Here is a 26,788-nt window from a genome sequence, read left to right on the forward strand (position 1 = left end):
TGCACTGACAACCCCCTTGCGGCCGTCAGTTCGAGAAGGACCCTCGGCCGCCACCTGGCCGTGGGGAGCCCTAGTCGTGGTAGTCGTGGATGCGCCAGCCGACGCCGGGGAGTTCCTCGAAGAGTTCGGCCGCGACGAGTTCCTCGGCCTGCCGCCGCGGTGCCCGTGCGTCGACCACGAGTCTGAGCTCCGTCGACGTGATGACGCGGTCGGTGGGGTTCCCCGCCGACCAGCAGATCGCGGAAACGTAGAGGCGGAACGCCCCGTCGGACAGGAACCGCACCCTCCAGTTCCATGGGAACCGCTCATCGATGTGCGCCCACGGCATCGGCGCCCCTTTCCTCGGCGTTGACTGCTCCTCGGCTGTTCTCTTCTCGTATACAGGATGTCTACGGAAACGCACGGGGCTTTCAGGATTCGCGTCACGGCGTTCCCGGGGGATGGCGTATCCGCGGTTTGTGGCGTAGGCATGAGCAGGCCGACAAGCAGGCAGGATGAGCCTCATGGGCGAGCAGGAGCGGACGGACTTCAACGACCTCGTGCGCGAGCGCCGGGCCGAGCTGGGCATCAGTCTCCGGGAGTTGGAGGCGCGGTCCGTCGACCCGGAGACCGGGGAGCAGGCCCGGTTCGGGTGGATCTCCAAGGTGGAGAAGGGGAGGGGGATCGACGCCCCGCCCTCGGCGCTGTTGCGCGCCCTGGCGGTGGGCCTCGCGCTCCCGCTGCGGGTGCTTCAGGAGGCCGCGGCGGCGCAGTTCCTCGGCATGACGTCGTACGTGTGGAGCGAGGACCGGACGACGCGGGTGCTCGCCGCGCACATCGAGGAGATGTCGGACGCCGAGCGCCGGCAACTGGCGGACATCGCGGAGACGTTCGCACGCAGGCGCGCGCGGAGTGAGGGTGCGCCGGGGTAGTGCGGGGCGTCGGCACGCAGCGACTCCCTCTGGCCGCCGGGTGGCCGGTGTGGCACAGTCGGTGATCCGCCGCCTGGGGGGCGCAGCCGGATCCCACCGCTCACGGTCTCTGCCGTGCGGCGGCGGTGACGAGTGTGGCCGCGAAGGGCTGGGATGGCAGACGACGACGCGCAGCGACGCGACGAGCAGCGATGCGATGAGCAGCGATGCGACGAACCGGGCGAGTTGAGCGAGCCGCGGGCGGAGTTCGACATGGAGTTCGTCGACTCGCTGCCGGGCGGCCGGGCCGTGATCCCGGTGGAGAGCCGGGGGCGGTTCACCTGGCTCGTGGTCCGCGGGCACATGTCGGAGCAGGCGCGCCGCGAGTTCGTACAGGAGGTCCAGCACATCGTGGGCCGCGGACTCTGGCAGCAGAACTGGCCGCCTGAGGCGGACTAGGTTCCGCCTGGCGCGTCTGGTGGGAAACGCAGGCGGGCGTGGCGGGCGCGCCCTTGTGTCACAGGTCGTCGACAGCGCCAACCGGAGAGGCAGGTCTCCTCTCTTGCAGGGCGGACCGACAGCAGCCCCTGTCGTCCACCGCCCGTATCGACCGAGGAGACATTCGCCATGACAGAGACACCCCCTTCCGTGATCCGGCGCCTTCGTGGCCGGGCCACGGGACTCGCCGTGACCGGTACGGCCCTCGTCCTGGCCGCCCCGATCCCGGCGACGGCCGCGGTCGCCCAGGACCGGGCCGCGTCGTCCGACCCGGTCTCCGTCATGAAGTACACCGCCGAGGAACGCAAGGACGCCCTCGCGTACTGGACGCCCGCCCGCATGAAGGCCGTCGGCAAGTCCGTGGACCTCGGCCCGACCGGGCCGAAGGCCAAGCCGTGGCGAGGCAGTACGTTGAAGACCGTCGGGCGGCTCTTCTTCGTCAACGCGAACGGCGCCGACACCTGGTGCACGGCCACCGCCGTGAAGAGCGCCAACAAATCCGCCGTGCTGACCGCGGCCCACTGCGTGCGCCGGGGCTCCTCTCCCTTCAACACCAACACCGCGATGGTGTTCGTACCCGGCTACAGCAAGGGCAAGAAGCCGTACGGCGTCTTCGCGGTCCGCTCCGCCGCGACCCCGCGCAGTTGGGAGACGGACTCCGCCAACGACATGTCCGCGCTGGCCGTCGACCCCGGCAAGAACGGCAAGAAGCTCACCGATGCCGTGGGCGGCCAGGCCATCGCCTTCAACCGCCCCGTCGGCGGCACCATTTCCGCCTTCGGCTACTCCGCCACCCGCCCGCAGCTCGGCGAGGAACTCCTGCACTGCGTCGGCAAGGCGAAGAAGAAGCACGGCGGCCAGGCCATCCCCTGCGACATGAGCGGCGGCGCCAGCGGCGGCCCGTGGCTGGCCGACTTCAAGGCCACCACCGGCACGGGCGTCCTCGTCTCGGTCAACAGCTCGCTGGACTCCCTGACACCGACCGAGATGCAGGGAGAGGTGTTCGGGGCCACGGCGAAGAAGGTGTACGACCGGGCCCAGCGCGGCTGACACACGGGCGAAATGCCTTTCACCCGCCGCGCCAGGTGTCCGTAGCCTGCGGGCATGAAGATCCCGTTCCGCGCACTCACCGCAGCCGACCAGGAGCTCATCGACCTCGCCCGCGCCGTCGTCGACGCGAACACCGACGGCGAGGACGGAATCCACACCATGGGCGCCGCGGTGCGAGCCGCCGACGGCAGCATGCACCGCGGCATCAACGTGTACCACTTCACCGGCGGGCCCTGCGCCGAACTCGTCGCGCTGGGCAACGCGCGCGCCTCCGGCGCCCGGCAGCTCACCACGATCGTCGCCGTGGGGAACATGGGGCGGGGCGTCGTCGGGCCCTGCGGCAGGGACCGGCAGGTGCTGTTCGACTACCACCCGGACATCCGCGTCATCCTGCCCACGGAACATGGCCTCGGCAGTGTCCCCATCAAGGACCTCATGCCGTTCGCCACCGCGTGGAGCCCCGAGGGCGGATCGATCGCGTACGAAGGTGACTCGACCCGTTGAGCTACGAAGGTGACTCGACCCCATGAGCCCTGAACGACGAGCCGGGGCGGGCCGGGGGGTGAGTGCGGTGGTCGTCGACAGCGCGGGCCACGTCGCCCGCGCGCCCCGGCCCGCCGTCCTGGCGGAAGCGCTCCGCCTGCCCTTCCGGGACGAGACGTTCGACGGCGGCAGCCGCTGAGTTTCGATGCCGAGAACGCGGCCGAGCAGCTCGGCCGCGTCTTCGACGTCGTCGACATCCAGCGATGGGGCCGACCCGTGGTCCACCTCCCCGACCGCGCCGCGCTCACGCTCTATCTCCGCGGCCAGGGGACTGTCCGAACAGGACGCACCCGTGGCCGCGAACCGGCTCGAGACGCCGTTGTCCGGCGAGGTGAAGCCCCCGGTCAGGACGCGGGCAGCTCCCCGCGCACCGTGCGGGCCGCGGTCACCAGGTTCTCCAGTGACGCGCGGGTCTCGGGCCAGCCGCGGGTCTTCAGGCCGCAGTCGGGGTTGACCCACAAGCGCTCGGCCGGGATGGCCTCGAGCCCCTTGCGCAGCAGGGCCGCGGCCTCGTCGGTGCTGGGCACGCGCGGGGAGTGGATGTCGTACACACCCGGACCGGCCTCGCGCGGATAGCCGTGCCCGGCCAGCTCGCGGGCGACCTGCATGTGGGAGCGGGCGGCCTCCAGGCTGATGACGTCGGCGTCGAGGTCGTCGATGGCCTGGACGATGTCGCCGAACTCGGCGTAGCACATGTGGGTGTGGATCTGGGTGCCGGGCCGTACGCCGCTGGTGGTGAGGCGGAAGGACTCGGTGGCCCAGTCGAGGTAGGCGGGCCGGTCGGCGGCGCGCAGCGGCAGCGTCTCGCGGAGCGCGGGCTCGTCGACCTGGATGATCGAAGTGCCCGCCGCCTCCAGGTCGTCGACTTCGTCGCGCAGGGCGAGGGCCACCTGGCGGGCGGTGTCGCCGAGCGGCTGGTCGTCGCGGACGAAGGACCAGGCGAGCATGGTGACGGGGCCGGTCAGCATGCCCTTGACCGGGCGGTCGGTGAGGGAATTGGCGTACGACGTCCAGCGCACCGTCATCGGCTCGGGACGGGAGATGTCGCCCGCCAGGACCGGCGGACGCACATAGCGGGTGCCGTAGGACTGGACCCAGCCGTGCTGGGTGGCGAGGTAGCCGGTGAGCTGCTCGGCGAAGTACTGCACCATGTCGTTGCGTTCGGGCTCGCCGTGCACCAGGACATCGATCCCGGTCTTCTCCTGGAAGGAGATGACCTCGCGGATCTCGTTCTCGATGCGCTGTTCGTACCCTGCGGTGTCGATGCGTCCCGCGCGCAAGTCGGCGCGGGCGGCGCGCAGTTCGGTGGTCTGCGGGAACGAGCCGATGGTGGTCGTGGGCAGCAGCGGCAGCGCGAGGTGGGCGCGCTGGACGGCGGCCCGCTCGGCGTACGGCTGTGAGCGGCGGCCGTCGGCGTCGGTGACGGCGGCGGCACGGGCCCGTACGGCCGGGTCGTGGGTGATCGCCGATCCGGCGCGGGACGCCAGATCGGCCCGGTTGGCGGCGAGTTCGGCGGTGATGGCGTCGGTGCCCTGCGCCAGGCCCTTGGCGAGGGTGACGATCTCGGTGGTCTTCTGCCGGGCGAAGGCCAGCCAGCGCAGGATCTGCGGGTCGATGTCCCGCTCGGCGGCGGCGTCGATCGGGACGTGCAGGAGGGAGCAGGAGGCGGCCACGTCGACGCGGTCGGCCAGGCCGAGGAGGGTGCCCAGGGTGGACAGGGACTTCTCGAGGTCGTTGATCCAGATGTTGCGGCCGTTGACCACGCCGGCGACGAGGCGCTTGCCGGGCAGTCCGCCCACCGCGGCCAGCGCGTCGAGGTTGGCGGCCGCGGCATCGGTGAAGTCGAGGGCCAGGCCGTCGACCGGGGCCTTCGCCAGGACGGGCAGGGCGTCGCCGAGCCGGTCGAAGTAGGAGGCGACGAGGAGCTTGGGCCGGTCGGTGAGGGCGCCGAGGTCGCGGTAGGCGCGCGCGGCGGCGTTGAGTTCGGCCGGGGTGCGGTCCTGGACCAGGGCGGGCTCGTCGAGCTGCACCCACGCGGCGCCGGCCGCGCGGAGATCGGCGAGGACCTCGGCGTACACGGGCAGGAGCCGGTCCAGGAGGGTCAGCGGCTCGAAGTCGGCGGCCACGCCGGGCGCGGGCTTGGCGAGCAGCAGATAGGTGACCGGGCCGACCAGGACCGGGCGGGCGGCGAGGCCGAGCGCGAGGGCCTCTTTGAGCTCGGCGACCTGCTTGGCGGAGTCGGCGGTGAAGACGGTGTCGGGGCCCAACTCCGGCACCAGGTAGTGGTAGTTGGTGTCGAACCACTTGGTCATCTCCAGCGGCGCGACGTCCTGGGTGCCGCGGGCCATCGCGAAGTAGCCGTCGAGGGCGTCGGCGTCGACGGCCGCGCGGTGCCGCCGGGGGACAGCGCCGACCATGACACTGGTGTCCAGGACGTGGTCGTAGTACGAGAAGTCACCGGTCGGCACCTCGTGGATGCCGGCGTCGGCCAGTTGCCGCCAGGTGGCGCGGCGCAGCTCCGCCGCGGTCTCCTTGAGGGCGGCCGCGGTGACGCGGCCCTTCCAGTAGCCCTCGATGGCCTTCTTCAGTTCACGGTTCGCGCCCTGGCGGGGGTAGCCGTACACGGTGGCCCGTGCTGCCGCGGCTGCGGACTTCGCTGTCACGGAAATCTCCTTCGCGAGATGACTCCTGAGAATCCCGGGGACGGGACACGGACGCGAAGGGATGACAGACCGGACCGGCCGCACCGGCGCCACTGGCGCGATGCTCCGTCCGATATGCACGCCGACCCGCCCACGAGGTCACCGGGATATCCGCACGCGATGGTCACGTGCGGGCAACGGGCAGGTCTTCGGACTCGCGGGCACATCTGCCGGGGCAGATTCCTACTGGCCGTCGCTTCCCGGATCCGCGGTCGGATCCAGTGCGTATGACGGCGGTCGTTCCCACTCACCGCTGCGGGGCAGTCCCGGATTCCCACCGGGTTCCCTCTTGCGACGCGCCTGCCTGGCGGGCAGGGCGAACCAGCTGCACTGATCAGCCTAGGGGGTGTCTGATAATTCCGGTCTGATCAGCGAGATTCGGCTGAGCTGGCAATCCGGAGGTGCGCCGATCGGCTGGGGGGACTGGGCAGTGGCTACGAACGGCGGGCCAGTAGATGGGCGTCGAGGAAGCCCCGATCAGAGGATGGATCGTGGAGCAGCCGGGCGAAGGGATCGAGCCCAGCATCGCCCAGCAGTTCGGCGAGGCGATCCACCGGCCAGCTGTAGGCGGGCGCCACCTTGTGGTCGAACCGGACCGGTTCTTGTCCGTCGGTCCCGAAGAAGGAGACCAGGAGCAGACCGTCCGGTGCCAGGACGCGTACCTGTTCGGCGAGCAGCTCCGGTAGTTCCCCCGGAGGGGTGTGAATCATTGAGTAGTGGGCCAGTACGCCGCCGAGCGCGGCGTCCTCGATCGGCAGGGATTCCATCCGCGCCTCTTGGAAGCGCAGCGCCGGATGGGCCTGCCGGGCGTGGTTGACCATGCCGGGGGCAAGGTCTAGTCCGAAGGCGTCCAGGCCGAGTTCGTGCAGCATGGCTGTCAGATGTCCGGGCCCGCACCCGACGTCCGCTGTCCGCAGGTTGCCCGTCGCGCGCACCAGTTCGGCGAAGGTGCCGATCATCGCCCGGGAGAAAGGCTGTGTTTCCAGCCGGTTTGCGAACAGCGATGCGTACAGCTCGACGACACCGTCGTAGGCCGTCCTGGTCTCGTCCTGATGATTCGCCACGGGCAGGACTCTATAGCCGGTCTGATAATTGATCTTGTGGCAGGTCGAGGTGAGTTGACGGATGCGGCATGGAGGCGGATAGAGCCCCTTTTGCCTCAGGTGGACGGACGGGGCCGTCCGTGGCGTGATCACCGGCAGGTGGTCAACGGGGTGCTGTGGCGGCTGCGGACCGGGGCTCCGTGGCGGGATCTTCCCGACCGGTTCGGGCCGTGGCAGACCGTCTACGAGCGGTTCGCCCGCTGGGAGGCGGACGGCACCTGGGCACGGTTGCTGGAGCACGTTCAGGTCCGCGATGACGCGGTGGGCCGGGTGGAATGGACCGTCTCCGTCGACTCCACCATCAACCGAGCCCACCAGCACGCAGTCGGCGCCCGCAAAAAGGGGATGTGAACGGGGACGAACTGGAAGATCCGGGCCGCTCGCAGGCGCGCCAGGCCCTCGGCCGCTCCCGAGGCGGACTGACCACCAAAGTCCATCTCGCCGTCGATGGCCGGGGCCTGCCCCTGTCGATTGTGCTCACGCCCGGCAACGTCAACGACGCGACGGCGTTCGGCCAGGTCCTCGACGGCATCCGCACCCCGCGCCTCGGCACGGGCCGCCCGCGCACGACACCGGACCGTGTGCTGGGTGACAAGGCGTATTCCAGCAGGGCCATCCGCCATCTGCTGAGGCGCCGGGGCATCGCTGCCACGATCCCCGAGCGCCGCGACCAGGCGGCGAACCGCCACCGACGCGGAGCCCTCGGCGGCCGGCCGCCGGCCTTCGACAAGGTCACCTACCGCGACCGCAACGTCGTCGAACGATGCTTCGCCCGCCTCAAGCAGTTCCGCGCGATCGCGACCCGGTTCGACAAGCTCGGCGACCGCTACCGTGCCGGAGTTGTCCTGGCTTCCTTGATCCTCTGGCTCCGCGAGTCCACGGGGTAATCATTTGTCAGACAGGCCCTAGGGGGCGGGTGCCGTCTTGGGCAGTGCTGCCCGGATGCCGGAACGTGAGATGTGCGACACGGAGTTCGGCCCGGCGGCGGCCCCGGGCCCCTCAGCCCCGGTCGTAGGTGTGGAACCCGCGGCCGCTCTTCCGGCCGAGCAGCCCCGCCTCCACCATGCGCTGGAGCAGCGGCGGCGGGGCGTACAGAGGTTCCTTGAACTCTTCGTAGAGCGACTCGGCGATGGACGCGACCGTGTCCAGGCCGATCAGGTCGGCCAGCTTGAGCGGCCCCATCGGATGGGCGCAGCCCAGCTCCATCCCGGCGTCCACGTCGGCCGCGGTGGCGAATCCGGACTCGGCCATGCGGATCGCCGAGAGAAGGTACGGGACCAGCAGGGCGTTGACGACGAACCCGGCCCGGTCCTGGGAACGCACGACGGTCTTGCCCAGGGCCTGCGTGGCGAAGTCCTGTACGCGGGCGACCGTTTCGGGGGCCGTGTGCAGCGAGGAGACGACCTCGACCAGGGGCAGGACGGGCACGGGGTTGAAGAAATGCAGCCCGAGGACGCGGTCGGCGCGCCGGGTCGCCATGCCCAGGCGCATGACCGGGATCGAGGAGGTGTTGGTGGCGAGGATCGCCTCTGGGTCCTCGACGATCTTGTCGAGGGCAGCGAACACCTCGGTCTTCGCCGTGGTGTTCTCGACCACCGCTTCGATGACGAGTTGGCGGTCGGCCAGGTCGTCGAGGCTGCCGGTGAACACCGTTCGGGCCAGGGCGTCCTCGGCGGAGACGCGGTCCAGTTTGCCGCGCTGGACGGCGCGTTCGAGCGAGACGGCGACGCGTTCGCGGGCGTCCCGGGCGGCGACGGCGTCCGCCTCGCAGACCACGGTGTCGAGCGCGGCGCGGGCGCACACCTCGGCGATTCCGGCGCCCATCTGGCCGCCGCCGACGATGCCGACGCGGCGGATGGCTGTGGTCATTTCTGTCCCTCCGGATGGTCCACGAGGTGGCGGGTGTAGGCGTCCGTGGTGAAGAAGGCGGGCAATTCCCGTGCGAGAGCGGTGCGTTCGAAGAGCGCGCGGACCTCGTCGACGGGAGCCCAGGGGTACTCCGCGCCGAGGGAGGCGAGTTCGGCCTCCAGCAGGTCCACGACCGTGGCGCGTTCGACGACCCGGTGCCGCAGCCACTGCCAGATCTGCACGCGGGCCATCTCGGCGGTGGCGGCGTCCTCCATCAGCCCGTCCAGGGCGACGGCTCCCCGCCCGCGCAGCCATGCCGCGAAGTACCGCACGGCGGCCGCGATGTCGGTGCGGATGCCCTCGGGCGTGGGCGGCCCGCTGACCCGGCGTACGTTGAGCAGCTGCGCCGCCGTCACCTCGACGTCGCCGCGGGTGCGCTCGATCCGGTGCGGGCGGGTGCCGAGCACCCCGTCGAAGACCTCGCGGCAGACCGGGACCAGCGCGGGATGGGCGACCCAGGAGCCGTCGAAGCCGTCCTCGGCCTCGCGTTCCTTGTCGAGCCGCACCTTGGCGAGGGCGGCCTGCCGGGCCTCGGCGTCCTTGGCGGGCACCTGGGCGGCCATGCCGCCGATGGCGTGGGCACCGCGCCGGTGGCAAGTGCGCACGAGGAGTTCGGTGTAGGCGCGCATGAAGGGGGCCGTCATGGTGACCTTCGCCCGGTCGGGGAGCAGGAAGTCGGTGCGGTGCCCGAAGGTCTTGATGAGGCTGAACAGGTAGTCCCAACGCCCGGCGTTGAGGCCGGAGCTGTGCTCCCGCAGCTCGTAGAGGATCTCCTCCATCGCGAAGGCCGCCGTGATGGTCTCGATCAGGACGGTGGCCCGGATCGTGCCGCGCGGGATGCCGAGGAGATCCTGGGCGAGGACGAACACGTCGTTCCACAGCCGTGCCTCGCCGCGGCTCTCCAGCTTCGGCAGGTAGAAGTACGGGCCGTACCCGGCGTCGATCTGCCGCTGGGCGCAGTGGAAGAAGTAGAGCCCGAAGTCCAGCAGCGAGGCGGGTGCGGGGCGGCCGTCGAACTCCAGGTGTGCTTCGGTCAGATGCCAGCCGCGCGGGCGCACGACGACGGTCGCGAGCCGCTCGCCGAGCCGGTACCGCTTGCCCTCGGCCGTGCTGAAGTCGATGCGGCGCTCGACGGCGTCGAGCAGATTGAGCTGGCCGCCGACGATGTTGTTCCAGGTGGGGGAGGTCGCGTCCGCGAAGTCCGCCATCCACACCTGGGCACCCGAGTTGAGGGCGTTGACCGTCGCCCGGCGGTCCGGCGGCCCGGTGATCTCCACCCGGCGGTCGGTGAGACCGGGCGCAGGGGGTGCCACCCGCCAGGAGTCGTCGGCGCGGACGCGAGCAGAGGTGAGGGAGAAGTCGAGCGGCGATCCGGAAGCCAGCCGGTCCTTCACCCGCACGCGTTCCTTCAGTATTTCGAGCCGGCGGTCGGCGAAGGCACCGACAAGACGGCCGACGAACTCCAGGGCTTCGGGGGTGAGGACTTCGTCGTGCCGGTCACCGGGTGCGCCGAGCACCTGGATCCGTCCGGTCAGGGTGGTGGGCATGGGGTCTCCTTGGCGGAAGCGGGACAGGAGAGCGCCCCGAAGGGGCGCGGGGAACTGCGCGACCAGCCACTGACGGCCCGCAGATCCGCACCGGCACAGCGAAGCGCCTAGTGGAACTGCTCGGCCTCCGTGGACCCGGCAAGCGCCGTGGTGGAGGAGGCCGGATTGACCGCGGTGGAGACGAGGTCGAAGTAGCCCGTACCAACTTCCCGCTGATGCCGAACGGCAGTGAACCCGTGCCGCTGCGCGGCGAACTCCCGCTCCTGGAGGTCGACGTACGCGGTCATGCCGTGCTCGGCGTACCCGCGGGCCAGGTCGAACATGCCGTGGTTGAGGGAGTGGAACCCGGCCAGGGTGATGAACTGGAACCGATAGCCCATCGCGGCCAGCTCCCGCTGGAACTTGGCGATCTGGTCGTCATCCAGGGCCGCCTTCCAGTTGAAGGACGGCGAGCAGTTGTAGGCGAGCAGCTGCTCGGGGTGCTCGGCATGAATGGCCTCGGCGAACTCGCGGGCCTGAGCGAGGTCCGGGGTGCCGGTCTCCACCCAGATCAGGTCGGCGTACGGGGCGTAGGCGAGGCCGCGCGCGATGACCGGGGCCATGCCGTTCTGGACCCGGTAGAAGCCCTCGGCGGTGCGCTCGCCGGTGACGAACCGCGCGTCGCGCTCGTCGACGTCGCTGGTGAGGAGGTTGGCGGCGAGCGCGTCGGTACGGGCGACGAGCACCGTCGGCACGTCGGCGATGTCGGCGGCGAGACGGGCCGCGTTGAGTGTGCGGATGTGCTGGGCGGTGGGCACCAGGACCTTCCCGCCGAGGTGGCCGCACTTCTTCTCCGAGGCGAGCTGGTCCTCGTAGTGGATCCCGGCCGCACCGGCGGCGATCATCGCCTTGGTCAGCTCGAAGGCGTTGAGCGGACCGCCGAAGCCGGCCTCGGCGTCGGCGACGACCGGCGCCAGCCAGTCCACTTCACGGTCGCCCTCGCTCGTGGCGATCTGGTCGGCGCGCAGCAGCGCGTTGTTGATCCGGCGCACCACCTGCGGCACCGAGTTGGCGGGGTAGAGCGACTGGTCGGGGTAGGTGTGTCCGGCCTGGTTGGCGTCGGCGGCGACCTGCCAGCCCGACAGGTAGATCGCCTGCAGGCCCGCCTTCACCTGCTGCACCGCCTGGCCGCCGGTCAGCGCGCCGAGCGCGTGGATGTAGTCGCATTCGTGCAACTGCCGCCACAGCCTCTCGGCGCCGCGTCGGGCGAGCGTGTGCTCCTCACGGACGCTGCCGGAGAGCCGGACGACCTCCTCGGCGGTGTACGTGCGCTCGATGCCCTTCCAGCGGGGATCACTCGCCCACCGCCGGGCCAGCTCCTGCGCCGTTTCCGCCGTCGTCCCTGCCTGCGCCATGACCGTCTCCCGGAGAATCGTGAACTGTGCGAATACCTGGCACTGAGTGCCGATCGACCTCTCTGAACTGCGGCTCCGCTGCGTTCTTCGGGCCGCACACACGACTGTTCCATCAGGCACTCAGTGCCAACAACCAGGGAAAGCTGCTAACTTCTGCGCATCTTCCTCCGCCGTTCTGCCAACTCTGTTAAGCAGCACGGGCGATCGTGACCTGACCGGGAAGGAGCCACGGATGAGCAAGACGTACGCGGGCCCGAGGCTGCGGCGGCTGCGCGAGGAACGGCGCATGAGCCAGGCCGACCTGGCCCGGACCCTCGGCATCTCGCCGAGCTATCTGAACCAGATGGAGCACGACTCCCGCCCGCTGACCGTGCCCGTGCTGCTGCGCCTCACGGAGGCCTTCGGCATCGACCCGGGCTTCTTCTCCGAACGCGACACCAGCCGGCTCCTTGCCGACCTGCGCGACGCGCTCACCGGCGAGGTCTCCGCCGGCCGGGTGTCCGCGACCGACCTCGCGGACCTGGCCTCCCGGATGCCCGCCGTGGCGACAGTCCTGGTGGACCTCGGCCGACGCAACCAGCACCTCACCGAACGGCTCTCCGAAGCCACGGAGGGCCGGGGCCCGGTGGCGGAGGCGCAGCCCCGCTCCGCACACGAGGAGATCCGGGAGTTCTTCTACCGTCGGCAGAACTACCTGCACGACACCGACCTCGCCGCCGAACAGCTCGCCACCACGATCGGCATCCGCCCCGGCGAGGTCGTACGGGCCCTGTCCGCCCGCCTGGCCGAGCGGCACGGGGTGCGCCTGGCAGCGGACTCCGACCGGCTCCTGCACCACTACGACCCGGCGGCCCGGGTCCTGCACCTCTCCGGCCGGCTGCGCCCCGGCCAGCAGGCCTTCCGGATGGCCACCCAGCTCGCGCTGCTCGAGTACGCCGACGAACTCTCCGCGCTCGCCTCGGAGGACTTCGCACCGGACTCCGCCGCCTGGCCGCTCGCCCGCATCGGCATCGCCAACTACTTCGCCGCCGCCCTGGTCCTGCCGTACCGCCGTTTCCACAGGGCCGCCGAGGAATTCCGCTACGACATCGAGCGGCTGACCGACCACTTCGGCCTCGGCTACGAAACCATCTGCCACCGCCTCAGCACGCTGCAGCGGCCCCGGCTGCGCGGCGTGCCCTTCTCCTTCGTCCGCGTGGACCGGGCGGGCAACATGTCCAAACGCCAGTCCGCCACGGCCTTCCACTTCTCCCGCGCCGGCGGCACCTGCCCGCTGTGGAACGTGTACGAGGCGTTCGCCGCCCCCGGCCGCATCGACGTCCAGATCGCCGCCATGCCCGACGGGCAGCGCTACTTGTGGACCGCCCGCGCCGTCACCCGGCACCGCGGCGGCTGGGGTGAGCCCGGCAAGACGTTCGCCATCGGCCTGGGCTGCGAGATCCGGCACGCCTCCCGGCTCGTCTACTCCGAGGGCCTCGACCTCGACAACGTGTCCGCCGCCGTCCCCATCGGCATGGGCTGCCGCCTGTGCGAACGCACCGACTGCCCGCAGCGGGCCGTGCCGCCCTTGGGCCGCGAGCTGGCGATCGACGAGAACAGCAGCACCTTCGTCCCGTACCCCGTGGCCGGAAAGCAGCCGGGCCTCGGCACCGGCACCAGACGCCAGAAGGTCGGACTCGCCCCAACTCGTGGCCCTGCCAAGGATGTTGGAGGACCATGAGGCGTGAGCAGTGTCGCTGACGCCTTGGGGGAAAGAACACATGGCAGTGGAGTACCGCTTGCTCGGGCCGGTCGAAGTGCTGTGGGAAGGCCGTCCCCTGCGGGTGGGCGGGCCCAAGCCCCGTGCCCTGTTGGCCGCGCTGCTGCTGCGTGCCGGCCATGTCGTGCCCGCCGATGTGCTGGTGGACGTCGTATGGGGCGAGGAGCCGCCGGAGACGGCCCGGGCGCTGATCCAGACGTATGTCTCGGCCTTGCGGCGGGCCCTGCCGGAGGAGCGCCGGGGGGCGATCGAGACGCGGGCGCCGGGCTATGTGATCCGGCCCGACGCCGGGGCCGTCGACCTCGGGCGGTTCGAGGAGACGGCCGCGGCCGGGCGGCAGGCCGCCGCGCACGGGGACCATGCCGGCGCGGCCCGGTTGTTGCGTGACGCCCTCACGCTGTGGCGCGGTGCCGCGCTGGGCGGGGTCGGCGAGGCGTTGCGGAGTGAGGCGGTACGCCTGGAGGAGGCCCGGCAGGCCGTACTCGAAGAGCGCATCGCCGCCGAACTCGAAGTCGGGGGGCGGGAGAGCGAGCTGATCACCGAGCTCAAGGGGCTCGTCGGCACCCACCCCACCAGGGAGCGGCTGCGCGGACAGCTCATGCTCGCCCTCTACCGGGTGGGGCGGCAGGCCGACGCCCTCGCGGTGTTCGAGGACGGACGTGCCGTACTCGCCGGGGAACTCGGCATCGACCCCGGGCCGGAGCTCGGCCGGCTGCATGGCGCGATCCTCAGGGCCGACCCCGTGCTGCTGCGCGCCGAGGGCGGTGCGGCGGCCACCGACGTCTCGGCGCCGCAGGTGCCCGCCGCGCCGTGGCCCGTGTGCCTGCTGCCCGCTGCCATCGGGGACTTCACCGGACGGAAGGCCGAGATCGCCGAGGTCGTCGACGGGCTCACCGCACCCCGGGACGCGACCTCCGTCGTGGTGGTGTCGGGGCCGGCCGGCGTCGGCAAGTCCGCCCTCGCGGTGAGGGCCGCCCACCTGGCCATGGACGCCTTCCCCGACGGGCAGTTGTACGGCGAACTGCAGGGCACCGGGGCCCCCGTGCCGCCCGGAGACGTCCTCGGGAGGCTGCTGCGCGCGCTGGGTGCGGCACCGCCCGAGGATCCCGCCGAGCGTGCCGACCTCTTCCGCGGCCTCGTCGCGGGGCGCCGCCTCCTGCTGGTCCTCGACGACGCGGGCAGCGAGGCTCAGGTGCGGCCCCTGCTGCCGGGCAGCGCGGGCTGCGGCGTCCTCGTCACCTCGCGGGCCCGGCTCGGCGGCCTCGACGGGGCCCGGCGCACCGACCTCGCCGTCCTGGACGAGGCGCGCAGCCTTGAGCTGCTGGCCCGGGTCACCGGCCCCCAGGGCGCGACGGACGATCCCGCCGAGGCGGCCGCGGCCCGGCGCATCGTCACCCTGTGCGGTGGTCTGCCGCTGGCCCTGCGGATCGCCGGGGCCCGGCTGACCACCCGCAGGCACTGGACTCCCCGCCTCCTCGCCGACCGCCTCGAAGACGAACGGCGGCGCCTCGACGAGCTGGCCGTGGGCGACCTGGAGGTGCGGGCCAGTCTGGGGCTGAGCTACGAGTCGCTCGATCGCGACGCCCGCACGGTGCTGCGCCGCCTGGCCGTCCTCGGCCCGTGCGACGCGGCCCCTTGGATGGTGGCGCTGCTCGCCGACGGGGCCGAGGACGATGTGGAGGAGCTGCTCGAACGGCTCGTCGACGCGCAGCTGCTGGACTGGACGGGGACCGACTCCGCCGGTCAGTCGCGCTATCGGGCCCACGATCTGGTGCGGGTGTACGCCGCGGAGCGGGCCGAGGCCGAGGACGCGGTCGAGGTACGCACGGCGGCGGTGGGGCGGGCGCTCGCCGCCGGACTGCGACTGGTGGAGCGGGTCGCGGAGGAGGCGCCTTCGGGGATAGTCGTGCTGCGGCCCTATCTCGGAGGTTCGGCGAGCGTCAACAGGTCCGCCGGCGGGGCCAAGGCGGAATGGGGCGAGGCGGGCACGCGAGGCCGCGGACCGGTCGCCGACGTCGGTGCGGCGACCACGCGGCGGGCGCTCGCCGATCCGTTCGCCTGGTTCGAGGCCGAGGCCGACACGCTCGCCACGGCCGTCGAGCGCGCGGCGGCCTTCGGCCTGCACGCCCTCGCCTGCGCCGCCGCGACGGTGCTGTGCTCGTCGTCGTTCGCCGTCGGCAACCGTTTCGACGCCTGGTGGCGCAGCCACGACGCCGCTCTCGCCGCCGCCCGGCGCGCCGAGGACCACGCCGGCGAGGCGCTGCTGCTCATCGGCCTGGGTCAACTGCGGTTCGAACAGGACCGGTACGCCGAGGCGCAGGAGTACTTCCGGCAGGCCGAGCCCCTGTGCGCCGCCATAGGGGATCTGCACGGCCGGGCCGCCGCCCTCGCGGGTCTCGGCGGCAACCTGCGCGAGCTGGGCCGACTGGACGCCGCCGACGAGGCGTTGGACGGCGCCGTCGACGTCTTCCGGCGCCTGGGCGACGACGCGGGCATCGGCCTTGCCTGTCGGCTCCGCGGCTCCGTACGCCTCGAACTCGGCGACCACGACGGCGCGTCGGCACTCCTGGACGACTCTCTGCGGGCCTACCGGAGCCTGGGCAGCCGACGAGGTGAGGCGCTCACGCTGCGCACACTGAGCCTCGTACACCGCTCGCTCGGAGCGTACGAGGAGGCCGAGCGGCACGCCGGGCGGGCGCACGAGATCCTCGCGGGTCTCGGCGATCCGCTGATGGCGGCGTACGCCGAACGGGCCCGCGCCAAGGCCCGGTTGAGGCTGGGACGTACGCGGGAGGCAGAGGCGGAGCTGCTCGGTGCGCTCGACGTCTGCCGGGCATACAGGGACCGGTTCGGCGAGGCACTGACCCTGCGCACGCTCGGCGAGTGCGCTCTGGCCGACGGGCGGCACCAGGAGGCGGAGCAACGGCTGGCCGCCGCCGTGTGCCTGTGGGACGCACTGGAGCTACGGCTGCCCCGGGCCCGCACGCTGCGTGATCTCGCAACCGCCCGCGAGGCACTGGGCGACAGGCAGGGGGCGGCGGCACTGCGTACGGAGGCGATGTCCGTGTTCACGGAGTGCGGGGCGCTGGAGCGGACTGAGCTCTGAGCGGACTGAGCTCTGAACGAGGTGAGCTCCGGACGGGGTGAGCTCCGGACGGGGTGAGCTGTAAGCCGCTGGAGCCGTGTTGCGGAGGACTTGGAGGCAATTTGCAGAAGCCTCGGCGAACCTCGTTGGCGTCGGAGGGAAACAGCCTCCGGCGCCAACGGGGAATCAACGGGGAAAGGACCATCGATGTCCAGTACGAAGCACAGCACCACCGCCGACCCGGCGCCCGCCTCGGCACCCGGCAGGACCTCCCGCTCGACGAAGAAGCCCGTCTTCCGCCGCCCGGCCGTCATGCTTCTGGTCACCGGCCTCGCCGGCGGCGCCGTCGCCGCGGGGTCGCTGACTACGACCGCGTCGGCCGCGGCGAGCCCTCTGCGCACGAAGATCGTCAAGAAGGCCACCGCGGAGAAGAACAACCCGAAGCACAACCGTGAGGCCGCCAACAACTGCAACTTCTACAGCGGGTACTACAAGCCCAGCGGCAACGGCAACTGCCGCCAGTCGACCGACGGCGTGCGGTGGCGCTCCAACGAGTGGTGCGCGGACTTCGCCCGCTACGTGTGGAAGAAGTCGGGTGCCAAGACCAAGGGGCTCACCCCGTTCGCGGGCTCCTTCTACCGGGCCGCCAAGACGCACGACACCGGCAAGTGGCACAAGCGTGGTTCCTACGTCCCCAAGCCCGGTGACGTGGTGCTCTTCGACTGGGACGGCCGCAAGCCGAGCCTCGGCAACAACGGCTGGGACGTCGACCACGTCGGTGTCGTCACCAAGTACCGCAAGAGCGGGAAGAAGTTGACGACCATCGAGGGCAACACCACCAAGACGGCGAGCGGCGGCGGCAAGGAAGGCGTCTACAAGCGCACGCGGCACAACACGGCGCCCGGCCGCGTCGTCGGCTACGTCTCGCCGGTCAAGAGGTAACACGCACCACCGGCCGACAGGGCCACCGAAATGGGGGGTGCCCCGGGGACAGCCGCATCGGCCGCTCCCCGGGGCACGGGTGCGCACCGGCCGCCGACACCGCCCGCACGCAGGACGACAAGGACGTGACATGCCCCCGATCATTCTCATGAATGCGCCCGAAGTGGCCCACATGCCCGTCGCCGAGTGCGGAGAACCCCTGGTCGACCTGAGGGAGTTGTGCCATCTCGAAGTGGACCCGCGGCAGGCGGATCCGGACGGGGCCTATGCCATGGTGCGCGAGTCGGTCGCCCTGCGCCTCGAGAGGGCGGCACGGCTGCTGCCCGACGGACTGCGGCTGCTGGTCACCGAGGGGTACCGGCCCCTTGCCCTGCAGGCCCGGTACTTCGACGCGTACGCGGCCGAATTGCGCCGGGCCAACCCGGACTGGCCGGACGACCACCTGCGCGCCCAGGCCAGCCGTTCGCTGGCGCCGCCCGAGATCGGGCCGCACGTCGCCGGTGCCGCGGTGGACCTCACCCTGTGCACCGCGGACGGCCACGAACTCGACCTCGGCACGGCGGTCGACGCCAGCCCGGAAGCCAGTGCCGGAGCCTGCTACACCCATGCCCCGGGCATCTCCGACCGAGCACGCCGCAACCGGCTCATCCTGTGCGCGGCGCTCACCACGGCGGGAATGGTCAACTATCCGACGGAATGGTGGCATTGGTCCTACGGCGACCGCTACTGGGCGCTGCTGAGCGGGGCCCCGGCGGCCCGGTACGGGCCGGTATGAGCGTACGTAACTGAGTTCGTACGTAGCTGAACAGGCGTCGTACGCAGTGACAGCTGTGATCGGGGGACACATGCTGCGCATGCACTTCACCGCATCGGACCTCGCCCGGACGCGGGTGGCGAGCGCTCCGGCCCTGATGTGGGAGACCGTACTGAGCACCCACTGGCTCCGGGACGGCTGCGCCGGCCTCCTCGGAGCCTGGTGGCGCGGGCAGGTGCGACCGCACCTGCCGTGGCCCGCCCGGGCCCTGGCCGAACTGATCCCGAAGCAGGGCTACTTCCCGGACTTCCTCACGCCGCACACCGTCACCCTGAGCCTGGCCGAGGCGGTGGAGCCCGTCCTCCTCACCCCCAAGGACGAGGTGCGGCAGGACATGGAACTCCTCGCCGCCGACTGGCCGTTGTCGCCGTGGGGCCGTGACCTCCACAGCGGTCTTGCCCCGGCGCTCGCCCGCCTCGACCAGTCCTTCCGGGACTACCAGCGCGTCGCGATCACACCGTTCCGCGGCAGGATCGTGTCTCACACCGCACGTGAACGGGCACGGGCCGGCCGGCTCCTCGCCTCCGGCGGGGTGGAGGCGCTGCTCGGCAACCTGTCCCCGTCCGCGCGGTGGCGCGCGCCGGTCCTCGACATCGACTATCCGGCGGACCGCGACCTGCACCTGGAAGGGTGCGGGCTGCTGCTGGTGCCCTCCTACTTCTGCCGTTCCCACCCGGTGACGCTGGTGCGCTGCGAGGAGGCGCCGGTCCTGGTGTACCCCCTCGGCCATGAACCGTGGGACACCGAGGCGTCGGACGACGCGCGCGACACGCTCGCCGACCTCGTGGGCTCCAGCCGTGCCGCGGCGCTGGAGGCCGTCGGCGAATGCTGCCAGGGCAACACCAGCCAGCTCGCCCGCCGCGCAGGCCTGCCGCTGTCGTCGGCCAGCGAGCACCTCACCGTGCTGCGCCGCGCCGGCCTGATCGTCAGTTCCCGCGAGGGCAACAGCGTGCTCCACGAGGTCACCCCGCTGGGGGCCTGCCTGCTCGAGCGGTACCTGTGATCACACGTCCGTGCCCTGCGCGCTCTTGCGGCCCACGCAGCAGCGTCAGCAGCATCCCCCCGGATCCGTTCCGGGGGGATGTCCCTACGCCAGGGTCAGAACGTCCGGGTCAGAACGTCCGGTTCGAGATCCACGTGGCCTGGCTGCCGGGATTGGCCACGTCGGTGCTGACCCCGCTGAGACGGCGGTCGCCGTCGAGGGAGCCGATGTAGCGGCCCTTTGTGCCGTTGGTCCAGGCGATGACGAACTCGATGTACCTGCCGTCCACGAAGCCCTGCTCGAAGGTGCCCGTCGTGCTTCCCACCGAGGCGGTGCCGGTGAGGTTCCCCAGGGCGTCCTGGCGCACGTCGACGGTGGGGTGCAGCCCATTGCTCTGGGTGATGCCCCAGATCCCTGAGGCATCGAAGGCGGGAGCCTCCTTGATGGATGAAGCCTCCTCGACGGATGAGGACGACGCCTGTGCGGGGGCGGCCGAGGCGACGGCGGCGGGAGCGAGCGTGAGACCGCCCAGGCCGGCGGCGAGAACCGCGGCGAAGGCGGGGAGGACGAGTTTGGCGTTCATGCGAAGTCCCTTCATGGGGGGCCACTTGTGCCCGTGTGTGTTGGCGTAAGTAGCCCCGGAGCCGCTAGGGAGCTCAACCCCCGAAAGCTCGGGATACCGGCTCGCTCCGCTCCGGGACACCATCGGTCTGCGGCCCCGATCGGGGGCCAGCATCGGGCCCTCCGGAGGTCTGCCGCAAGAGCGGCCCGAAGCGGCCGCAAGAGCGGCCTAAGGCAACGGACAGAGTCGTCACCACCATGGTGAACACCGGGGGCACACCGCCGGGTGCAACAGCTCTCGGCCGTGTATGGACGCAGCGAAGGAGGTGCTTGTCGGATGGGCAGTGAAGGGACGACGACGCAGGTCGCCGCAGGCCCCAGAGACGTCATCTGGGACATCACCTATGCCTGCCCGCTGCGCTGCACGCACTGCTACTCGGAGTCGGGCCGACGGCCCAGCCGGCAGCCAGGCCATGACGACATGCTGCGGCTCGCCGACGCGATCATCGCGCTGCGGCCGGGTGTGGTCTCGCTCGGCGGTGGTGAGCCCCTGCTGGTCAAGGGGATCCGCGAGATCGCGGAGCGGCTCGCGGGGGCGGGGATCCAGGTGGTGATCTACACGGGCGGCTGGTCGGTGACACGTCGTCAGGTGGAGGAGCTCGCGCCGGTGTGCCACCGCTTCGTGGTGAGCCTGGACGGGGCGACCGCCGAGGTGCACGACCGCATACGGGGCAGGAGGGGATCCTTCGAACGGGCGCTGCGCACGCTCGCCCTGCTCGACGAAGTCTCCCGCGAGCGGCGTGAACAAGGCCTGCCGGGCCTCCAGTTCGGCATCGACACGGTCGTGGTGCGCAGCAACTTCGACCAGCTGGACGCGTTCTGCACGCAGATCGTGCCGCGCTTCCCCGAGCTGCGGATCCTGATGTTCGGGGCGGTGATCCCGGCGGGTCTGGCCAGCCGGACGGGTTTCGTCGAGCACGAACTGCTCCTGGACGCCCAGGTGGCGCGTCTCGGCGGCGAGGAACTGCCGGCCCGGCTGCGCTCTCTGGCGCCGCCGTCCGTGCTGGTCCTGACGTCCGACAACCAGGAACTGCAGATGAATCCGCGCCAGGTGGCGCGCGGCCTCGGATTCCAGGTCATCCAGGTGGAACCGGACGGGGGCGTGCGCGCCATGCCGGTCTATGAGGGCACGGTGGGCAATCTGCTGACCGACCCGGCGGAGGCGATCTGGCGGCGCGCGGTCGCGCGGTGGAACGACCCGTTCGTGGTCCGGACCCTGTCCGGGGTGCGCACGGCGGCCGACTGGGCGCAGGCGCTGCGGCGTATCGACCACCGCTTCGGTTCGGACGACGACCGGTCCCGCATCGACCGCCGACCCGCCTTCGTCCCTGTCGAAGCCGAAGCCGAAGCCGAAGCCGAAGCCGAAGCCGCGGAACGTCCGCTTTCCGACGGGGCGGCGGGCGGGGGCTGACATGAGGCGGACAGCGGAGGCCGGGACCGACATGCGGGGGACCGGGACCGACACGACACGGGCAACGGAGGCCGGTGACATGACTGCGATGCCGGAGCGCGAAGCACCGCACCCGGGCGACGAGAGGGTACTCGTCGACCTGGTGGAGGCGGTCCTCGCCCGTGCGCGAGCGGGAGCGGACAGCGGCGCCGAGTGGCGGACGCGCACGGGGGACTTCTGGTGCTACGTCACGCCCTCGGGGGACGATCCCCGGCTCCAGGGCTGGAAGCTGCACGTGTCGGCGACGCCGCTGTCGGCGCCGATGGTGCTGTCCCGGGCGGCGGAGGTGCTGGTGCGCCACGGGAGCCGGTTCAAGTTCGCCAAGTCCGTCGACCGGGCCGCTGAACTCGTCTCACACCGCTGTGCGCGCAGCGGGGGAGGGAAGTTCCTCACCGTCTACCCGGAAGGGGACGCGGAGCAACTGCGCGATCTGGCCGGAGAGTTGCACCGGGCCACTCAAGGTCTGCCGGGCCCCGGCATCCTCTCCGACCGGCCGTGCTTCCCCGGCAGTCTGGTGCACTACCGGTACGGGGTGTTCGGCGGCGTGCCGGTGCTCGGCGACGACGGGCTACGGGGCGCGATGCTGGTCTCGCCCGATGGGACGCTCGTCCAGGACCGGCGACGGGCCTGGTTCGCGCCGCCGGAGTGGGCGCCGCGCGATCCGTTCGCGCCTCGCTCGCCCGACGCGTCCCGCTCGCCCGACGCGTCCCGCTCGTCCGACGCGCCCCGCTCCTCGGAGGCCCCCGCCGCACCGGCCGGCGGCGGTGGCGCGCCGTCCTCGGTGCTGCTCGACGGCCGGTACCGGGTGCTCGGTGTGATCCGGCACGCGTTCGGTGGCGGTGTCTACCGGGGGGTCGACACCGCCACCGGACACGCCATCGTCGTCAAACAGGCACGTCCGCACACCTCGGCCACGCTGACCGGCCAGGACGGGCGCGACCGGCGACGCCACGAGGCCGCGATGCTGGACCGCTTCGCCGACAGCGGTTTCACCCCGCGCCCGGTGGCCCTGTTCGAGCAGCAGGGCGATCTGTTCCTGGTGCAGGAGGCCGTCGCGGGCACGACCCTGCGCGAGTGGGTACAGGAGCGCATCGTCCCCGACGACGGTGGAGCGTGGGGGCTGCCGCTGCCCGACGCCCTGCGCATGGCGCGCCGACTGGCCGTACTGATGCGCACGGTGCACGCCGAAGGCTGGGTGCTGCGGGACTTCAACCCGAGCAATGTGATGGTGGCCGACGACGGTGAACTGCGCCTGATCGACCTGGAGATGCTCGCCCGCCAGGGCGGACCGGCCCTGCGCATCCACACCCCCGGATACGCGGCGCCGGAGCAGGTCGCCGCGCCGCGGTACGGCTCCCTGCCCAGGACCGAGTCCGATCTCTACAGCCTCGGCGCCACCCTGTTCCATCTCGTCACCGGCGCCGACCCGCTCCCGTCGGACGACGACCCCGGCACCCCTGACCACAGCGAGCGGATGCGGGCCTGGCTCGACCGCATGGCGCCCGGCAGCGCGGCCGCGCTCCGGCTCACCCCCCTGATCGTCTCCCTGCTGGACGAGCACCCGGCGCGGCGCCCCGGCATGGAGCAGGTGCTCGCCCACCTGGACGAGCAGCCCGGTCTGGACGAGCAATCCCACCTGGCCGAGCAGCCCGGTGACACCGCCGAAGAAGCCGTCCACGTCGCCCGCGCGGCACGCCGCCCCGACGACGCCGAGCTCAAGCGGCTCACCGCGGACGGCATCGGTCATCTCGTCACCACCATGGACCCCGCGTGTGCGGACCGGCTCTGGCCCCCCAGCGAGGCGGGCGCCGTGGCGGACGCGTTCAACGTCCAGCACGGCGCGGCCGGAGTGCTCGGTGTACTCGTCCGCGCGTACGCGGCCGATCCTGCTCCGGACGTGCTCGCCGCCGTCCGGTCGGCGGCGACATGGATCAGCCGCGCGGAGGGCCGCGAACCGCGTACGCTGCCGGGGCTGTACTACGGACGGTCCGGGACCGCCTGGGCCCTGCTCGACGCTGCCGAACTCCTCGAAGACGACGGGCTGTTGGGGCACGCCGAGGAGCTGGCCGAGCGGGTCCCGCTGCGCTGGCCCAGTCCCGACGTCTGCCATGGCGTGGCCGGGGCCGGCCTGACCCAGCTCCGGTTCTGGGAGGCCACCGGCGAGCAGCGCTTCCTGGAGCGGACAGCGCGCGCGGCCGACGAGGTGGCCGCCATGGCCGGGCGGCAGGACGGGCTGCTGCGGTGGACCATCCCGGCGGACTTCCTGTCCGGCCCGCACGACATCGCGCACTACGGGTTCGCCCACGGGGTGGCCGGCATCGGAGCGTTCCTGCTCGCGGCGGCGCGGGCCACCGGCAGCACCGCGCACGAGAAGCCGGCCGTCGAGGCGGCACACACGCTCCTGTCGGTCGCCGAACTCGTCGACGGTGCCGCGTACTGGCGCAGCGGCGAGAAGGGCAGCCCGCGCCGGACGCACTGGTGCAGCGGCTCGTCGGGGGTGGGGTCGTTCCTGGTGCGCGCCTGGCAGGCCACCGGCGACGAGGCCATGCGCACGGCGGCCCATCAGGCGGCCGTCGCGGTACGGCGCTCGCGCCGGCGGGTCGGTACGGCCCAGTGCCACGGGCTCGCCGGGGACGGCGAGTTCCTCCTCGACCTGGCCGAAGCGACGGGGGACGCCACTTACCGGGAGTGGGCCGAGGAACTCGCTGTCGCGATCCAGGTCCGCCAGGTCGTACGGAACGGGCACACGGTCGTCCCCGACGACACGGGGACGCGAGTGTCGGCCGACTTCAACACGGGCCTGTCCGGAGTGCTCGCCTTCTTGCTGCGCCTTGCCCACGGAGTCCCCCGACTGTGGCTGCCGCGGTCGCTCACCGCGCACAGCCCTCACGACTCCGGCACCGCGGCGGCATCGGCCGTCGCCGTGCCGGTCGCCGCCGACCGAGAACTTGAGAGGAGGTGAAAGCAATGGAGTTTGACGTGAACGCACTTCAGCTTCTGGAAGAAGAGATGCCTGAGGAAGGCGCCTGGCCGCCGCCGACGAGGGGCACCTGCTGCAGCACCTTCTGACGGTCTCGCCGTCCGTGGCCACCGGTCGCACCCTGACGCGACCGGTGGCTGCCGTCTGTCCCGGGCCGGCCGCCGACGACGGCGGCGCGGCGGCGTACGAGGGGAGAAGGCGTGGCGGCGTACGAGGGGAGAAGAGGAATGGGCACTCGCACTCGACACAGGCAGGCCCGCAGCATCCGGATGCTGGTCGCGGCGGCCGTCGCCGGACCGCTGCTGACGCTGCCCACCCCGGCACCGGCTCCGGCGGCCACCGCGGCCTCGGCCGCGGACACGGTGCGCGCGGCCCGCCCGGTGACCCGGCCCTGCTTCGCCGCGCCGCTGCCCGCACGCACCCCCGGCGTCAGAGCGCGCGTCGTCACCGCCACGGTCGACGGGGTGGTGCGGGCCAGGCTGACGCCCCGGGGCGGCCCGGGAGGCGACTGGGACCTGGCGGTCTTCGACAAGGACAGCGGGGGACTCGTCGACGCCTCGGCGGGGCCGCGGAGTCGGGAACTGGCAGTGGGCTCCGTCCGCAAGGGCCAGCGGCTGTGGGTGCAGAGCTGCCGCTACTCCGGCCGCGGCGGCCCGGCCTCGCCGCAGGTGGAGTTCCTGCCGCAGCCCGGACAGGCCGGACCCGCGCGCCGGGCGACGGCCCCGTCTGCGCGACGGCCCGCCCCGGCTGTGGGGCGGTCCACCACGGCTGTGGGGCGTTCCGCGCTGCCCTCGGGCCGCTCCCAGTACCGTCATCTGTACGAGTACGACTACGAGGTGAAGGAACTCGCCCGCACCCACCCCCTCCTCGTCCGGTCCTTCGTCCTGCCCGAACCCTCCGTCGAGGGCCGGGACGTGAGCGGCATCGAGATCTCCGAGCGGGCCGGCGGCACCGAGGACGGCAAGCCGGTCATGCTCACCCTGGGCCTGCACCACGCGACGGAGTGGCCCAGTGGCGAGATGGCCCTGGAGTGGGCGTACGAGCTGGTGGACGGCGAGCGCCGCGACCCGGCGATCCGCGCGCTGACGGCGCGGACCCGCAGCGTCATCGTGCCGGTGGTCAACCCGGACGGCTTCTCCGTGTCCCGTGAGGCCGTGCCCAAGGGCGACTTCTCCCGCTTCGACTACGAGAACAAACGCAAGAACTGCCGGGCCGCACCGGCACCACCGCCGTTCAGCGCCGGGCCGTGCGCGGCGAATCCGGCCGGACGTGACCGGGGCGTGGACCTCAACCGCAACTACGCCGGCTTCTGGGGCGGCCCGGGTGCGTCGCCGTTGTGGCACGACAACTACTTCCGGGGCCCTGCGCCCTTCTCCGAACCCGAGACCCGCAACGTGCGGCACCTCGTGTCGACCCGGCAGGTCACCGACCTGGTCAGCCTGCACACCTACGGCAACCTGGTGGTGCGCCCGCCGGGCACCGAGGACACCCGGGCACCGCTGGACGAGCCGGAGTACCGGGCGCTCGGCGCGCGCCTGGCCTCCCGCACCGGGTACCGCAACGTGCAGGCCTGGCAGCTGTACGAGGCCACGGGCATGACCGAGGACTGGTCGTACTGGGCGACCGGCGGCTTCGCCTTCACCCTGGAGACCGGGCCTTCGGCAGCCCATCCGACGTACGCGGACGGGGTGACCGCCGAGTACACCGGCACCGCCCCGGCAGCCGGTGCGGGCAGGGGCGGCGTCCGCGGGGCCCTGCGCGATCTGCTCGCGCACACGGCGGACCCGGCGGCGCACGCCACCCTGACGGGTTCGGCGCCGCGCGGATTCCGGCTGCGCCTGCACAAGACGTTCCGTACCCCGACGTCACCGGTGCGGCAGCCGGACGGCACGAACGGGCCGCCGATCCAGGTCACCGACACCCTCAAGTCGACACTGCGGGCTCCGGGGGGCCGGTTCACCTGGTCGGTGAACCCGTCCACCAGGCCCTACGTGGCGGGCCGGTACGGCCGGGATCCACAGGCACCGGCACAGACACCGGTCGAACTGCCCAATCCCGCGGGGTTGCCGCCGCAGAACACCCACTACCCGGCGGACCCCGCTGCGGACCGCATCCCGTTCACCGTGCAGCGGCCGCCCGCCGCGGACAACGACCGCATGATCCTCACGGCGGCCTGGAAATCCACCGACACCGACTGGGACCTCTACCTCCTCGACGCCTCCGGCAGGACGGTGGCGCAGTCGGTGACGGGCGGGGCCGCCACCGAACGGATCGTCATGGCCGAACCGCCGCCCGGCAGATACACCGCCGTTCTCGTCAACTTCCAGCAGGCGGACGCGGCCGTCCCCGACGACTGGAAGGCCCGCGTCGCCTTCACGTCCCCGCCGCCCGCCACCCACGGCCCGACCGAGGCCTACACGCTCAGCTGCTCCGACCGCTCCGGCCGCCTGCGGGCGAGCACCGAGGTGACGGTGGGCCGGGGCGAGCGGGCCGACGTGGGCGCTGTGTGCGGGCGCTGAG

Annotated in this window: 21 protein-coding genes, 1 pseudogene and 1 riboswitch; of the genes and pseudogenes, 15 read left to right on the plus strand and 7 right to left on the minus strand. The window is 71.9% G+C overall.

Features of this window, described 5'->3' with window-relative positions; translation table 11 throughout:
- Positions 1–70: 70 nt before the first annotated feature.
- Entirely contained in the window at positions 71–328 is a 258-nt protein-coding gene (locus AC0KTA_RS36970; RefSeq protein WP_481052555.1) for a hypothetical protein, read from the minus strand.
- A 175-nt stretch (positions 329–503) separates the two neighbouring features.
- Between AC0KTA_RS36970 and AC0KTA_RS36975 the strand changes: the two genes are divergently transcribed.
- The 5 genes from AC0KTA_RS36975 (at position 504) to AC0KTA_RS36995 (ending at position 3,120) form a co-directional block, all read left to right on the plus strand.
- Positions 504–911, plus strand: a complete 408-nt coding sequence (locus AC0KTA_RS36975) for an XRE family transcriptional regulator (RefSeq protein WP_481052556.1) — start codon at positions 504–506, stop codon at positions 909–911.
- Between the two features lie 153 nt (positions 912–1,064).
- A complete protein-coding gene (locus AC0KTA_RS36980) occupies positions 1,065–1,349 on the plus strand; it encodes a hypothetical protein (RefSeq protein WP_481052557.1) in 285 nt (94 codons plus the stop codon).
- 168 nt (positions 1,350–1,517) lie between these two features.
- Positions 1,518–2,438: a trypsin-like serine peptidase gene (locus AC0KTA_RS36985; RefSeq protein ID WP_481052558.1), complete on the plus strand. Its 921-nt coding sequence runs from the start codon at positions 1,518–1,520 to the stop codon at positions 2,436–2,438.
- A gap of 54 nt (positions 2,439–2,492) precedes the next feature.
- On the plus strand, positions 2,493–2,942 hold the full coding sequence (locus tag AC0KTA_RS36990) for a cytidine deaminase family protein (protein ID WP_481052559.1): 450 nt from the start codon (positions 2,493–2,495) through the stop codon (positions 2,940–2,942).
- Positions 2,943–2,964: 22 nt separating this feature from the next.
- A complete protein-coding gene (locus AC0KTA_RS36995; RefSeq protein WP_481052560.1) occupies positions 2,965–3,120 on the plus strand; it encodes a hypothetical protein in 156 nt (51 codons plus the stop codon).
- Between the two features lie 205 nt (positions 3,121–3,325).
- Here the strand turns inward: AC0KTA_RS36995 and metE are convergent, their stop codons facing one another.
- Positions 3,326–5,644: a 5-methyltetrahydropteroyltriglutamate--homocysteine S-methyltransferase gene (gene metE / locus AC0KTA_RS37000; protein ID WP_481052561.1), complete on the minus strand. Its 2,319-nt coding sequence runs from the start codon at positions 5,642–5,644 to the stop codon at positions 3,326–3,328.
- Positions 5,645–5,806: 162 nt separating this feature from the next.
- A riboswitch (cobalamin riboswitch) is annotated at positions 5,807–6,024 on the minus strand.
- 93 nt (positions 6,025–6,117) lie between these two features.
- On the minus strand, positions 6,118–6,747 hold the full coding sequence (locus AC0KTA_RS37005; RefSeq protein WP_205035544.1) for a class I SAM-dependent methyltransferase: 630 nt from the start codon (positions 6,745–6,747) through the stop codon (positions 6,118–6,120).
- 36 nt (positions 6,748–6,783) lie between these two features.
- On the opposite strand from AC0KTA_RS37005, the pseudogene AC0KTA_RS37010 reads away from it, so the two are divergent.
- Positions 6,784–7,695, plus strand: a pseudogene (locus AC0KTA_RS37010) (IS5 family transposase).
- 90 nt (positions 7,696–7,785) lie between these two features.
- Here AC0KTA_RS37010 and AC0KTA_RS37015 read toward each other — a convergent pair.
- From AC0KTA_RS37015 to aceA, 3 genes are all read right to left on the minus strand, one after another.
- Complete coding sequence (locus AC0KTA_RS37015; protein WP_481052562.1) at positions 7,786–8,655, minus strand: 3-hydroxybutyryl-CoA dehydrogenase; 870 nt, start codon at positions 8,653–8,655, stop codon at positions 7,786–7,788.
- Positions 8,652–10,241 (minus strand): malate synthase A, encoded by a 1,590-nt coding sequence (aceB, locus tag AC0KTA_RS37020; protein ID WP_481052563.1) that lies wholly within the window; start codon positions 10,239–10,241, stop codon positions 8,652–8,654. Before aceB ends, AC0KTA_RS37015 begins: the two co-directional genes overlap by 4 nt.
- Before the next feature lie 107 nt (positions 10,242–10,348).
- On the minus strand, positions 10,349–11,635 hold the full coding sequence (gene aceA / locus AC0KTA_RS37025; RefSeq protein ID WP_481052564.1) for an isocitrate lyase: 1,287 nt from the start codon (positions 11,633–11,635) through the stop codon (positions 10,349–10,351).
- 232 nt (positions 11,636–11,867) lie between these two features.
- Between aceA and AC0KTA_RS37030 the strand changes: the two genes are divergently transcribed.
- From AC0KTA_RS37030 to AC0KTA_RS37050, 5 genes are all read left to right on the plus strand, one after another.
- A complete protein-coding gene (locus AC0KTA_RS37030) occupies positions 11,868–13,355 on the plus strand; it encodes a short-chain fatty acyl-CoA regulator family protein (RefSeq protein ID WP_481052565.1) in 1,488 nt (495 codons plus the stop codon).
- Between the two features lie 40 nt (positions 13,356–13,395).
- Positions 13,396–16,500 (plus strand): AfsR/SARP family transcriptional regulator, encoded by a 3,105-nt coding sequence (locus AC0KTA_RS37035; protein WP_481052566.1) that lies wholly within the window; start codon positions 13,396–13,398, stop codon positions 16,498–16,500.
- 186 nt (positions 16,501–16,686) lie between these two features.
- The gene (locus AC0KTA_RS37040) at positions 16,687–17,421 is read left to right on the plus strand and encodes a CHAP domain-containing protein (RefSeq protein ID WP_481052567.1); all 735 of its coding nucleotides are present in this window, start codon (positions 16,687–16,689) and stop codon (positions 17,419–17,421) included.
- A gap of 130 nt (positions 17,422–17,551) precedes the next feature.
- A complete protein-coding gene (locus AC0KTA_RS37045; RefSeq protein WP_481052568.1) occupies positions 17,552–18,196 on the plus strand; it encodes a M15 family metallopeptidase in 645 nt (214 codons plus the stop codon).
- Positions 18,197–18,275: 79 nt separating this feature from the next.
- A complete protein-coding gene (locus AC0KTA_RS37050; RefSeq protein ID WP_481052569.1) occupies positions 18,276–19,238 on the plus strand; it encodes an ArsR/SmtB family transcription factor in 963 nt (320 codons plus the stop codon).
- Between the two features lie 109 nt (positions 19,239–19,347).
- On the opposite strand, the gene AC0KTA_RS37055 is transcribed toward AC0KTA_RS37050, so the two are convergent.
- The gene (locus tag AC0KTA_RS37055) at positions 19,348–19,800 is read right to left on the minus strand and encodes a hypothetical protein (RefSeq protein WP_481052570.1); all 453 of its coding nucleotides are present in this window, start codon (positions 19,798–19,800) and stop codon (positions 19,348–19,350) included.
- A 315-nt stretch (positions 19,801–20,115) separates the two neighbouring features.
- On the opposite strand from AC0KTA_RS37055, the gene AC0KTA_RS37060 reads away from it, so the two are divergent.
- The 4 genes from AC0KTA_RS37060 to AC0KTA_RS37075 all read left to right on the plus strand — a co-directional run bounded on the left by AC0KTA_RS37060 (position 20,116) and on the right by AC0KTA_RS37075 (position 26,787).
- A complete protein-coding gene (locus tag AC0KTA_RS37060; RefSeq protein WP_481052571.1) occupies positions 20,116–21,249 on the plus strand; it encodes a radical SAM protein in 1,134 nt (377 codons plus the stop codon).
- Between the two features lie 79 nt (positions 21,250–21,328).
- Positions 21,329–24,250 carry a class IV lanthionine synthetase LanL gene (lanL, locus tag AC0KTA_RS37065; protein ID WP_481052572.1) on the plus strand — a complete coding sequence of 974 codons (2,922 nt, stop codon included), beginning with the start codon at positions 21,329–21,331 and terminating at the stop codon, positions 24,248–24,250.
- A gap of 5 nt (positions 24,251–24,255) precedes the next feature.
- Positions 24,256–24,357 (plus strand): ALQxL family class IV lanthipeptide, encoded by a 102-nt coding sequence (locus AC0KTA_RS37070; RefSeq protein ID WP_481052573.1) that lies wholly within the window; start codon positions 24,256–24,258, stop codon positions 24,355–24,357.
- Between the two features lie 138 nt (positions 24,358–24,495).
- A complete protein-coding gene (locus AC0KTA_RS37075) occupies positions 24,496–26,787 on the plus strand; it encodes a M14 family zinc carboxypeptidase (protein WP_481052574.1) in 2,292 nt (763 codons plus the stop codon).
- Position 26,788 lies beyond the last annotated feature (1 nt).

Source organism: Streptomyces sp. Y309, assembly GCF_056712025.1.

Bases quoted from the DNA above. Each gene is read 5' to 3' on its own strand.
- AC0KTA_RS37070 (WP_481052573.1), top strand. From the start codon at position 24,256: ATGGAGTTTGACGTGAACGCACTTCAGCTTCTGGAAGAAGAGATGCCT.
- AC0KTA_RS37040 (WP_481052567.1), top strand. From the start codon at position 16,687: ATGTCCAGTACGAAGCACAGCACCACCGCCGACCCGGCGCCCGCCTCG.
- AC0KTA_RS37035 (WP_481052566.1), top strand. From the start codon at position 13,396: ATGGCAGTGGAGTACCGCTTGCTCGGGCCGGTCGAAGTGCTGTGGGAA.
- AC0KTA_RS37050 (WP_481052569.1), top strand. From the start codon at position 18,276: ATGCACTTCACCGCATCGGACCTCGCCCGGACGCGGGTGGCGAGCGCT.
- AC0KTA_RS37015 (WP_481052562.1), bottom strand. From the start codon at position 8,655: ATGACCACAGCCATCCGCCGCGTCGGCATCGTCGGCGGCGGCCAGATG.
- AC0KTA_RS36980 (WP_481052557.1), top strand. From the start codon at position 1,065: ATGGCAGACGACGACGCGCAGCGACGCGACGAGCAGCGATGCGATGAG.
- AC0KTA_RS36975 (WP_481052556.1), top strand. From the start codon at position 504: ATGGGCGAGCAGGAGCGGACGGACTTCAACGACCTCGTGCGCGAGCGC.
- AC0KTA_RS36970 (WP_481052555.1), bottom strand. From the start codon at position 328: ATGCCGTGGGCGCACATCGATGAGCGGTTCCCATGGAACTGGAGGGTG.
- AC0KTA_RS36990 (WP_481052559.1), top strand. From the start codon at position 2,493: ATGAAGATCCCGTTCCGCGCACTCACCGCAGCCGACCAGGAGCTCATC.
- AC0KTA_RS37075 (WP_481052574.1), top strand. From the start codon at position 24,496: ATGGGCACTCGCACTCGACACAGGCAGGCCCGCAGCATCCGGATGCTG.
- aceA (WP_481052564.1), bottom strand. From the start codon at position 11,635: ATGGCGCAGGCAGGGACGACGGCGGAAACGGCGCAGGAGCTGGCCCGG.
- lanL (WP_481052572.1), top strand. From the start codon at position 21,329: ATGACTGCGATGCCGGAGCGCGAAGCACCGCACCCGGGCGACGAGAGG.
- AC0KTA_RS36995 (WP_481052560.1), top strand. From the start codon at position 2,965: ATGAGCCCTGAACGACGAGCCGGGGCGGGCCGGGGGGTGAGTGCGGTG.
- AC0KTA_RS37060 (WP_481052571.1), top strand. From the start codon at position 20,116: ATGGGCAGTGAAGGGACGACGACGCAGGTCGCCGCAGGCCCCAGAGAC.
- aceB (WP_481052563.1), bottom strand. From the start codon at position 10,241: ATGCCCACCACCCTGACCGGACGGATCCAGGTGCTCGGCGCACCCGGT.
- AC0KTA_RS37045 (WP_481052568.1), top strand. From the start codon at position 17,552: ATGCCCCCGATCATTCTCATGAATGCGCCCGAAGTGGCCCACATGCCC.
- AC0KTA_RS36985 (WP_481052558.1), top strand. From the start codon at position 1,518: ATGACAGAGACACCCCCTTCCGTGATCCGGCGCCTTCGTGGCCGGGCC.
- AC0KTA_RS37055 (WP_481052570.1), bottom strand. From the start codon at position 19,800: ATGAACGCCAAACTCGTCCTCCCCGCCTTCGCCGCGGTTCTCGCCGCC.
- AC0KTA_RS37030 (WP_481052565.1), top strand. From the start codon at position 11,868: ATGAGCAAGACGTACGCGGGCCCGAGGCTGCGGCGGCTGCGCGAGGAA.